9 protein-coding genes are annotated in these 9901 nt (G+C 44.8%); 5 read left to right on the top strand and 4 right to left on the bottom strand.

Translation table 11 applies throughout. The features are described 5' to 3' along the window. Positions 1-17 precede the first annotated feature (17 nt). Positions 18-2411 (bottom strand): methyl-accepting chemotaxis protein, encoded by a 2394-nt coding sequence (locus DSM107010_RS05550; protein ID WP_106168207.1) that lies wholly within the window; start codon positions 2409-2411, stop codon positions 18-20. Between DSM107010_RS05550 and DSM107010_RS42055 the strand changes: the two genes are divergently transcribed. Next, positions 2412-2546 (top strand): hypothetical protein, encoded by a 135-nt coding sequence (locus DSM107010_RS42055; RefSeq protein WP_277871311.1) that lies wholly within the window; start codon positions 2412-2414, stop codon positions 2544-2546. A gap of 15 nt (positions 2547-2561) precedes the next feature. Here the strand turns inward: DSM107010_RS42055 and DSM107010_RS05555 are convergent, their stop codons facing one another. The 3 genes from DSM107010_RS05555 to DSM107010_RS05565 all read right to left on the bottom strand — a co-directional run bounded on the left by DSM107010_RS05555 (position 2562) and on the right by DSM107010_RS05565 (position 4791). Next, positions 2562-3047, bottom strand: a complete 486-nt coding sequence (locus tag DSM107010_RS05555; RefSeq protein WP_106168208.1) for a chemotaxis protein CheW — start codon at positions 3045-3047, stop codon at positions 2562-2564. Next, entirely contained in the window at positions 3047-3406 is a 360-nt protein-coding gene (locus DSM107010_RS05560) for a response regulator (RefSeq protein WP_015154562.1), read from the bottom strand. Before DSM107010_RS05560 ends, DSM107010_RS05555 begins: the two co-directional genes overlap by 1 nt. A gap of 194 nt (positions 3407-3600) precedes the next feature. Continuing rightward, positions 3601-4791 (bottom strand): response regulator, encoded by a 1191-nt coding sequence (locus DSM107010_RS05565; RefSeq protein WP_015154561.1) that lies wholly within the window; start codon positions 4789-4791, stop codon positions 3601-3603. A 224-nt stretch (positions 4792-5015) separates the two neighbouring features. On the opposite strand from DSM107010_RS05565, the gene DSM107010_RS05570 reads away from it, so the two are divergent. The 4 genes from DSM107010_RS05570 (at position 5016) to DSM107010_RS42060 (ending at position 9879) form a co-directional block, all read left to right on the top strand. Beyond that, positions 5016-8072 carry a UPF0182 family protein gene (locus tag DSM107010_RS05570; RefSeq protein ID WP_199755414.1) on the top strand — a complete coding sequence of 1019 codons (3057 nt, stop codon included), beginning with the start codon at positions 5016-5018 and terminating at the stop codon, positions 8070-8072. A gap of 213 nt (positions 8073-8285) precedes the next feature. Then, positions 8286-9035: a hypothetical protein gene (locus DSM107010_RS05575; protein ID WP_106170351.1), complete on the top strand. Its 750-nt coding sequence runs from the start codon at positions 8286-8288 to the stop codon at positions 9033-9035. Continuing rightward, positions 9032-9739: an OmpA family protein gene (locus DSM107010_RS05580; RefSeq protein WP_127022536.1), complete on the top strand. Its 708-nt coding sequence runs from the start codon at positions 9032-9034 to the stop codon at positions 9737-9739. The genes DSM107010_RS05575 and DSM107010_RS05580 overlap by 4 nt, the downstream gene beginning before the upstream one ends. A gap of 8 nt (positions 9740-9747) precedes the next feature. Then, positions 9748-9879: a hypothetical protein gene (locus DSM107010_RS42060; protein ID WP_277871312.1), complete on the top strand. Its 132-nt coding sequence runs from the start codon at positions 9748-9750 to the stop codon at positions 9877-9879. Positions 9880-9901 lie beyond the last annotated feature (22 nt).

Here is a 9901-nt window from a genome sequence, read left to right on the forward strand (position 1 = left end):
CGATATGCCGCAGAGCGTTAAGTTGTTGTCAGTTCCATAGCAACAGTATCTTCAGCCTCAGATAATAAATCCAAGTCTGATAAAACTGTATTTTGCTTCAAGGCAGTTTCTGGTAAGCGGAAGAATTGAATGCTGCTGAGTAACTTGCGCGATAGCTGTTGCATTTGTTCCGATTGCAGGCGCGTACTCTGAGTCAGCAGCGCGGTACGTTTGGCGAGGTCGGCAATGTCATTCATCGCTTGAGCTGTAGATTGGGTAGCGTGAAGAATCTCATCGCTAGAACGAGATACCCCTAGTCCAGCCTGTACGACCTCTACGGTACTGCTGCGGACGTTACTAAACACTTGGTTCGACTGTTCCACACCCGTCGTAAAGTCGCTCACCAGCCCACCTAAACCTTGTACGTCGCTATCAATTGCCGATACTACACTATGAATTTGGTCGGTACGCTGTTGTAGAGTGAAGAGTCCTTCGTTTGTCTGCTGCGCTAGAGTACTGACTTGAGCCGCGATCGCCTCAAATTCTCGCGCTACAACTAAAAACTGTCTGGGGTCGCGCTGTTCGGAGGCGCGGGCTGCTACCAGGGTGGCGTTTAAAGCCAGTACTTGAGTCAAAGAAGCAATCTGGCTTTGGTCTTGCACGAATTGATCTGCTAGACCGACAAATTCACCCAGAGTTTTCATTTTCTGAATAATTCGGTCAGTACCTTGACTGAGAACGTCAATACCTTTAGTCATTGCTTCCAGCGCCACTTGACCTTGTTCTACTGCCGATTGTACTTCGGTGAGAGATTGATTCGAGCGATCGACCGTTCCCGCAGAGTCTTGTGCTGATTCACCTACCTGTTGGGTTAACTGTAGTACCTGTTCTACTTCTTGAGCTTGGGTTGCCGCGTTATTTGCTACAGTTTCAGCTAGCTGTCCCAAGGCACTAGAACCCACGGAGACTTGTTCTGCTGCGGCATATACCTGAGCCAGCACTTGTCCGAGTTTTTCTAACAGGCGGTTGAGGGTGTCTGCCACTAGCCCGGTAGCGCGATCGCTTACATCAGCTTGTACCGTTAAATCTCCTTCTTCTACTGCCGACACTACGTCGAGGATGTGGATCACCTCCATCGACAGCGCTTCCCCTTCTTGTTGGTTGAGTTCTGCTTGTTTTAGCTGTTCCTGGGTAGATACCGACCGCGATACTTCATCCCGAATCCGATCTTCGTTAGCCGCAACCTGTTTCAACAAGTTGAAAAATGAAGTTGACAACCGACCGATCTCGTCTTGCTGCTGCATCTGCATTTCGGTTTGGGCATCCGCTTGCGCTAGCTTGTTACATTCATCTAGAATCGGACGCAGGCGACGATTGAGACTACGCACGAAGAGTAAAACTACGGCTGCTAGCAATAAACCTGCACCTAACGCACCAGCGATCGTAATTGTCAAAACTGGACCGAGAACAACTCCTTCCGGTACTGCTGCCATCATTAACCAATTGGTGCTGGGAACTCTTTGATAAGCCCAGAATTTACCTCCCGTCCACAATAGTCCCGATCGCTCTTTTTTGTCCGGCGATGATATTTTCGACCAGATGGCTTTGAGTTCTGGAACTGTCTCGTAACCGCTCTGATTTTTAGCGCGATCGGGTGCGGGTGGGTAAGACATGAGTTTACCCTGTTCGCTGGCGAGGACAAAATAGCCCTGGTTACGAATCACGGATTTGGAGATCTGGTCGCTCAAAGCCCCTAAGTTTACGTCGATCGCGGTAATACCAAGAATTTTATTGTTGCGATCGCGTATTACCTTACTAAAACTGGTCATGGGGATGTTATACCAGGAGTAAGGCTCAGTCCAGCTTTCACTTCCCTGTGCTATGGGATCTTTAAAGTACGATTGAGTCGGGTAATTGTCCTCCTTGAACAAATCCATTTGGAATAGTTGGTCGTAAGGTGCAGTTAGACGCTTACCTGGCTGCTTGGGGTCTTTTTGGTCTATGTAGAAATATGTTCCATGCCATTGACGGTCTGGAAGAATTGCATAAGCCGTTTGTTCCAATGCCATACCCATAGCCAAAGTAGGGCGATGGAGAAAGGATCTTAGCAGTAAAGCATCAAGTAGGTCTGCATTGACCGCTTTCTTGCTGCTCAATAACTCAGATGCACCAGTTAAATCGCGCATCGATTGCTTAACAGGTTCTAACTTACCTTCAATTGAGGTTATCTCAGTGTTTAAGTTATCGCCGATCTGAGCGAGGATTTGTTGTTTTAAAGACTGATAGAAGAAAAAACTAATACCACCGAGACTAACTAACGCACCGCCCATGACGGAGATAAACAGTACTGTACCGATGGAATTAAACCGAATTTTTCGCCCAGGACTGTTTTGCGGGGCAGACGAGGAAACGGTAGGTTGATTAGTAGTCATATGATTGAGAATATTGTTTACAAAAAAGGGAGTCGGGAGTCGGGAGTCGGGAAAGAATTCAAAATTCACTACACCCCACACCCCACACCCCACACCCTATTTACTGGTCACTGGTCACTGGTCACTGGTCACTGATAACTGCTCCCTTTATCAAGTCAATCGCCATCTCAGGGGTTTCCACAATGCATCTGCTAAGAGTTCCGGTTTGAACAGTCGCATGTTTGGTTCAGTATTTGACTGCGCGGCATCAAATAAATCTGGTGGCAATTGGGAATGCGATCGCATTCCCAGGGTGCGATCGACAACTAACCCCAGTCCTGCTTGTTCCGCCGCCGCAGCGCTTAATTGCACCACTGTCAGTTTTTCTGCGGCAAAACCCTTAGCAACACCCAAGAGTTGACGCAGAGAAACCAAGGGGATAACGTGACCTGCATGATGGAGTACTCCCATCATCACTGGCGAGTAGAACGGCATCACCAGGATCTGCGATCGCTCGACAATTGGAATTTCTGCCACTAGAGTCAGCGGTAAGACAAAAGTAAATTGTTCGACTTGGGTGAGGATATATCGCTGTTGCTTTTCCTCAAGCTGGATCGATGCATCACTTTGGGCGATCGCGTCAGGAGAGGGATTCATTAGCGTACCTTTTGTAAAGCTTGCTCGACGGTTTCCCGCGTCACGGGTTTGATCAAATAATCATCGGCTCCAGCCCGTTTCATGCCATAGTCAATCTCCAGAGGAGTCTTTTTAGTCGAACAGAAAATGACGTGCTGCTTTGCAGTTTTTTGGTTAGAACGCACCTCGCGCAAAAACTTGTAGCCGTCCTGTTCTGGCATCACAATATCTAGAAATACAGATGCATAGTCTCGATCTGTAAGCATTTGCATAGCTTCCTTCGAGTCGGAACAAGCATCGACTTGATGCCCTAAACCTTCTAATAAAGAAGTGAGTAAGTGGCGATCGACCGAGCTATCATCAACAACTAAAAATTTCATGAGTTTGTCGTCCTTTCGTGTGGTTTAGTTGACCTTAATATTTAGAATTCCCATTAACAGTTGTCAGTTATCGTAGGGGCGGGTATGAAGCGCAGATGACTGCTGAAGTCATAATTTTTTTGCTAAACCCGCCCGTACTGGTGCATAAAGAAAGGGTATAGGGTATAGAATTTAATCGTGAATTGCGCATAAAATTACACAACCATATCTTTAGTGGTGGGGGCTATTTCAAATAACATTTGCCGCAAATCTGTGCGAAATGTTGGGACTTCGGCAGGGGTACGGGGCTTAGCTAAAAACTTGCAATTTGCCCACTGCGCCCGCCATTGGTTGGAAACAGATTTTTCAGCTGTCAGTAACACCAGAGGCAGGGATGCTAGTTGGGGTTGTCGTCGGATTTGCTTAATCAGGTCGAATCCAGAAGCTCCTGGCATATTGATATCGAGAAAAATTGCTAAGGGTTGAGATTCCATCATTGTTTGCACCGCAGTCAGAGCATTGTTGGAATACTTCACTTGGTATCCCCAACCTTCTACGAGCTGACGAAATTGCTGGATTAGTAGAGGCGAGTCATCAACAATAAATATTTCTGCTGAAGATTGAGAATTGCCAGAAGTGTTAACGGACTTTTCTATTTCTACTAAGCCTCTTTCGATCAAACGGCTAAAGAATTTTGCGACTTCTAAAGGATCTTTTCCCATCGTGCGGGCGATCGCCGCTAAATTTTTACCTGGTTGGACTAAGTTTTGTAACTGCTGCTGTTGTGCTGTTGGCATAGAAGCAGCTGCTATTGCCTCCTGTTTCAATATCAAAGTGCTGTCGAGGGAAGGAATGTATTTTTGCAGTTGCTTCCATTGACTTTGGCGGTTCGAGGCTTCTACAAACAAACCACTCAATTCAAAGCCGCGAATTGGAGTATTGACAACGAGTTCGGGTTCGGAAAAAAACTGAGCTTGTCCGCCGTAGTCAAATAAATATGTATCTAAGTCGATGAGAATTTTTTGCCGCAGCGCCTGCGTTACGTCGTCATGAGTGACCAATTTCATATTGACCATCTCGACGACAATTTTGCTTAAAGGGGTGGCTTCCTTACTAGATAATTCCTGTTGTAGCTGTCCGAATGCTTGTTGTGCTTGTGGTTGGCGCAGTTGAGGTATAGATTGATTTAAAGTTGCTAAAAAAGGCTTCCACGCTGCTAGTTTCTCAATTCCAGAGGAAATGACCCGCCCTTGCACGACTCCTAGATAGCGAGGCTGAGGAATACGAGAGCGCTCTCCTTTGCTTAATTGAATTTGCCAGTACCCTGTTAGGGTATCGTCAAAAACTTGCTTCAGTCGGTCGGTTAGTTCTGATGCCCCAAACGAAAAGCTTAAATTTGATTGCATACCAATTATCCGCGAAAGTCCCTATACTCTGGCAACCCTAGTTTTCTCGCTTTTATAGTTCCCTAAATTTTCAGATTGCTAACATCTTCGTCAAGAATTTAAGTGCAGGCGATCGCGGCAACAAAGGACAAAAGCTATCTATACTTTTTCTTAAGAGTCGCTAAGTAAGCGAGTTTTCTGCATTTAACGAACATAAAATCTTTTTAGATATTGACAGTAAGAAAGTGTTAAAAAAACCTATATTTTTGCAACGCTGTTTTCAACTTATCGCAATTGTCTTTGGCTTGTGGTTATTTTTCGATCTTGTCGCCCGTCTGGGGGCAGAGATTTTTTGGTTTCAAGAAGTCGGTCACTTGCCAGTATTGAGACTGCGACTATTGACCCAAGGTTTATTATGGGCGATTGGCTCTGGCATCACGGCTTTGTATTTGCTGGGTAATTTAGTGGTGGCTGAACGCTTGATAGAGAGCAGGGGGAAGAGAGCTGAGGGAGCTGAGGAAGCTGAGGGAGCAATTCAAAATTCAAAATTCAAAATTCAAAATTCAAAATTCACGCACCACTCACTACACCCCACACCCCACACCCCACACCCTATCAACACGCACTACTGCCAACTACCAACTACCAACTACCAACTACCCCCACACCTATTTCTCCCCCTAGTCTTGCTATTAAGTCTGTTGGTGGGGCTGTTGTTGTGGCATTACGGTCAAATTGCTAGGCAGTACTGGCAAACTGACTTGAATTTACCGAATATATCGCCGCTGATTCCCAAGTTATTTAGACCAGCATCAGTTTTCTCTCTGGGCGAACGATTGTTCTCCCAAGTTTGGGCGCTGGGTGTGTTGGCAGGATTAGCGATCGCGCTATTATTCTATACGCGCTTTTTTCTGTGGGCGATCGCGATTGTGTTCAGTGGAATTTTTGGTTTAGTTCTGTCTGGGAATTGGGCAAGAATACTGAAATACCTCAATCCTACCACTTTTAATAGTGCCGAACCCGTTTTCAATCGCGATATTAGCTTTTATATCTTCACCCTCCCATTAGGAGAATTAATAGAATTTTGGTTGGTGGGAATGTTTTTATATGGTTTAACTGCTGTCGCCCTGACTTATCTTTTAGCTGGAGATAATTTAAGTCAAGGGCGATTTGCCAGGTTTACGCGATCGCAGCAGCGACATCTAGAGGGATTAGGCGGTTGTTTCATGCTAGCGGTTGCTCTCAGTTATTGGTTGAACCGCTATGAATTACTTTATTCTCGCCGTGGTGTGTCCTTTGGCGCAGGTTATACGGATGTAACGGTACAGCTACCAGCTAATACTTTCTTAAGTTTATTGGCAGTGGCGATCGCTATTTTTTTATTCTGGGGTGCAGTTTTTGGTTATCCCAAACAATTTAGACGCAAGTTTTTAATTGGAAGCGTTAGCACGTATTTACTGATTGCTTTGGGAACTGGTACGCTATTACCGTCAGCCGTGCAGCGTTTTGTCGTACTCCCGAATGAATTAGAACGAGAACGACCCTACATTCAGCGAAGTATTGGATTAACTCGTCAAGCTTTTAACTTGGGAATCGATAACCGTACCTTCGATCCACAAAATAATCTTACCTATAAGGATATTCAAGTCAACGACCTCACCATTCGCAATATTCGCCTGTGGGATCAACGTCCGTTATTAGAAACAAATCGCCAATTGCAACAGATCCGACTGTATTATCGGTTTCCCGATGCCGATATCGATCGCTATACCTTACTACAAGATACAGTTGCGCGCCGACCCAGTGCCGCACCACCATCTACAACCGAACAACAGCAAACTGGTGTAAATGCAGTTAACACGGAGACAAGGCAAACTCTGATTGCCGCAAGAGAGTTAGACTATAGCGCCGTACCCCAAGAAGCACAAACGTGGGTCAACCAACACTTAATTTACACGCATGGCTATGGTTTTACCCTCAGTCCTGTGAATACGGCGGCTGCTGGGGGACTACCGGAGTATTTTGTCAAAGATATCAGCGACACAACAACTGATGGCAGTACTCTGGCTGTCTCTAGCGAAGCAATCCGCGATAGTATTCCCATCGGACAACCGCGAATTTATTTTGGGGAAATTACAGATACCTACGTCATGACGGGTACGCAGACAAAAGAATTAGACTACCCAAGTGGCAATGATAATGTTTATAACGTTTATGACGGTCGAGGTGGAATTAATATCGGCTCGTTTTGGCAGCGGTTGCTATTTGCTAAGTACTTAAATGACTGGCAAATGTTGTTGACACAGGATTTTACACCCCAGACGAAGTTACTATTTCGGCGTAATATTAATCGCAGAATTCGGGCGATCGCTCCTTTTATCCGGTACGATCGCGACCCCTATTTGGTAGTTGCAGATGCAGGAGATCGACAAAGTTATCTTTACTGGATTGTCGAGCGATACACGACGAGCGATCGCTATCCCTATGCCGAGCCTGGTAATGAGGGAATTAACTATATTCGTAACTCAGTTAAAGTTGTTATCGATGCCTATCACGGTACGGTCAATTTCTATGTTGCCGATCCTAACGATCCGATAATTAACACTTGGCAAAAAGTTTTTCCTGGTTTGTTTCAACCGTTAAACAATTTACCAAAAACTTTGCGATCGCACATTCGTTATCCACAAGACTTGTTCAGCATCCAAGCAGAACGGTTGACGACATATCACATGACCGATCCGCAAGTATTTTATAACCGTGAAGACCAATGGCAAATTCCTACTGAAGTGTATGGTAATGAAGCAAAATTAGTCGAGCCTTATTATTTAATCACTAGTTTACCTACTGTACCGTTTGAAGAATTTATCCTTTTATTGCCTTACATTCCCAGTCAAAGAACGAATTTAATTGCTTGGTTGGCGGCGCGATCGGATGGCGAGAACTACGGTAGATTATTACTGTACGAGTTTCCTAAACAGCGACTGGTTTATGGTCCAGAACAAATCGAAGCGAGAATTAATCAAGATCCGGTTATCTCTCAACAAATTTCGTTATGGAACCGACAGGGTTCTAGAACAATTCAAGGAAATTTATTAATAATTCCCATAGAACAATCGCTGTTATATGTCGAACCACTGTACCTAGAAGCAGCACAAAATAGCTTGCCAACTTTAGTACGGGTCATCGTAGCTTACGAAAATAGAATTGTGATGGCAGAGACTTTAGAACAGGCATTACAAGCTATTTTTCAACAAAAGGAAACACCTGCAACACCGATTATTCGCCCGGTGGAGGAACAGTGACCAGTGACCAGTGACCAGTGACCAGTTACTAGTTACTAGTTAACTGTCAATTACAGATTACCAATTACCAATTACCAATTACCCCTTGTCAGCAAGTATTGACTTGCAAGAGCCTTTTTGGTATCTATTTTTAATAAAGTTAGGGTATAAAAAGAGTCTTGGTAGGATTGAGATTTAATTAAAAATTAAGCATTGAAAAAACATATTTGAGTTATGGCTAACTTCAAAAGTAACGATCGCGCCGAGTCAGAAACAGCAAATCACGCGAATGTCACCCGTGGGAATAGGACAGGAGAAGTTAGCGATCGCCCGCACGCGGAACCGACTGTTGGACGCAGCAACAATGGAATACTCGTGTTTTTGTTGGGCGTAGTTTCCACCCTACTACTAGTCGTTTTAGTCGGTGGCGGATTGTATATATTTACGCAACAGCGATCGACTCAATCGGCGACAAATCTAATACCATCAAATAACGAACCTCAATCAATCGCTGCGCCACCTCCAACTCAAGCTGAGACGAGTACGACAGCCGCAAATCCTCCTACTGCTACAACTGCGATCGATCCTTCGTTACCCGCGCCTCAAACTCTCAGTCTCCAAGTTAATCATGCCAACGGTACGACAGCGCGACTTACAGGAATTACCTTTTCTGACGACCACATCACCGCCGATCTCAGCGTGACAAACGGTCATCGTAATGGGATTCGACTTAATAACAGTCACGATATGGTCATTGCAGATAATTTAGGGAATCAGTACAATCTGGTAGAACCACCGAACAACGAAGATATTAGAATTGACCCCAACACGACCCTTAAAGGAAAATTTGTTTTCAACGGTCGAATTGCCCCTGGTGCAACTACTTTGACCTTAACTACAAATAATAGATTTGGTGGCAATGAAAATTTTAGCAATAACCCGAAGATGACCTTTAATATCCCGCTTCAGGGTGAAGGAAAATGAGGGAAGAATTCGGAATTCGGAATTCGGAATACTCCTTCAAAGAAGCAAGCTACGGAATTGTGAATGTGCGGTGGTTCGCTGGATTGTTGTTAACATTAACTATTGCTTGTGACAGCCAGCAGGCTAGCAATCGTGGTGTTACAGAGACTCAACAGCAGTCCACCACAAATGTAATTACAACTTTAGAAGAACCACAGGCGATCGCTGTAACTCAATTAGAACAACCCCATCAATCCGGTGCTTCTGTCACCCAGCTAGAAGTTGTGCGATCGACTCAAACAACGCAAACAGTTATTCAAAAAGCTTTGACAGACTTAAAAGCCCAAGAAACGAGCGCGGGTATTCGGATTAATTTACCAGAAAATATTCTATTTGATTTTGATAAATCGAATATTCGTCCTAGTGCTAAACCAACGCTACAAAAACTGAGTTTACTACTGAAAAACTATGCCAAAGCACCCGTGACTATCAACGGATATACAGATAGTAAGGGTAGCGATGCTTACAATCAGGTGCTTTCTCAGAAGCGGGCGGAAGCCGTCAAAAACTATTTAGCGCAGAATTTCAGTATTAATAATAGCCAGATGACAGCTAAAGGCTGGGGTGAAAAACAGCCCATCGCCCCGAACGCAAAATCTAATGGTGCAGATAATCCCGAAGGAAGGCAGAAAAATCGGCGGGTAGAGGTGATTATTCGGAATTAACGCGGGAGTTGGGAGATAAGGGTGACAAGGGGGACAAGGGGGACAAGGGAGACAAGGGAGACAAGGGAGACAAGGGGGACAGCCATGCCAGGAGCGAACTTCATATTCCCCTAAACCTAACTGATCTTTGGCAAACTTAAAGCATTCTTCAATTCGCCATCG

The organism is Chroococcidiopsis cubana SAG 39.79 (assembly GCF_003991895.1).
Lineage (GTDB): Bacteria > Cyanobacteriota > Cyanobacteriia > Cyanobacteriales > Chroococcidiopsidaceae > Chroococcidiopsis > Chroococcidiopsis thermalis.

Excerpts from the sequence above, each read along its gene's own strand:
- DSM107010_RS05550 (WP_106168207.1), bottom strand. The coding sequence starts at position 2,411 with ATGACTACTAATCAACCTACCGTTTCCTCGTCTGCCCCGCAAAACAGT.
- DSM107010_RS42055 (WP_277871311.1), top strand. The coding sequence starts at position 2,412 with ATGATTGAGAATATTGTTTACAAAAAAGGGAGTCGGGAGTCGGGAGTC.
- DSM107010_RS05555 (WP_106168208.1), bottom strand. The coding sequence starts at position 3,047 with ATGAATCCCTCTCCTGACGCGATCGCCCAAAGTGATGCATCGATCCAG.
- DSM107010_RS05560 (WP_015154562.1), bottom strand. The coding sequence starts at position 3,406 with ATGAAATTTTTAGTTGTTGATGATAGCTCGGTCGATCGCCACTTACTC.
- DSM107010_RS05565 (WP_015154561.1), bottom strand. The coding sequence starts at position 4,791 with ATGCAATCAAATTTAAGCTTTTCGTTTGGGGCATCAGAACTAACCGAC.
- DSM107010_RS05575 (WP_106170351.1), top strand. The coding sequence starts at position 8,286 with ATGGCTAACTTCAAAAGTAACGATCGCGCCGAGTCAGAAACAGCAAAT.
- DSM107010_RS05580 (WP_127022536.1), top strand. The coding sequence starts at position 9,032 with ATGAGGGAAGAATTCGGAATTCGGAATTCGGAATACTCCTTCAAAGAA.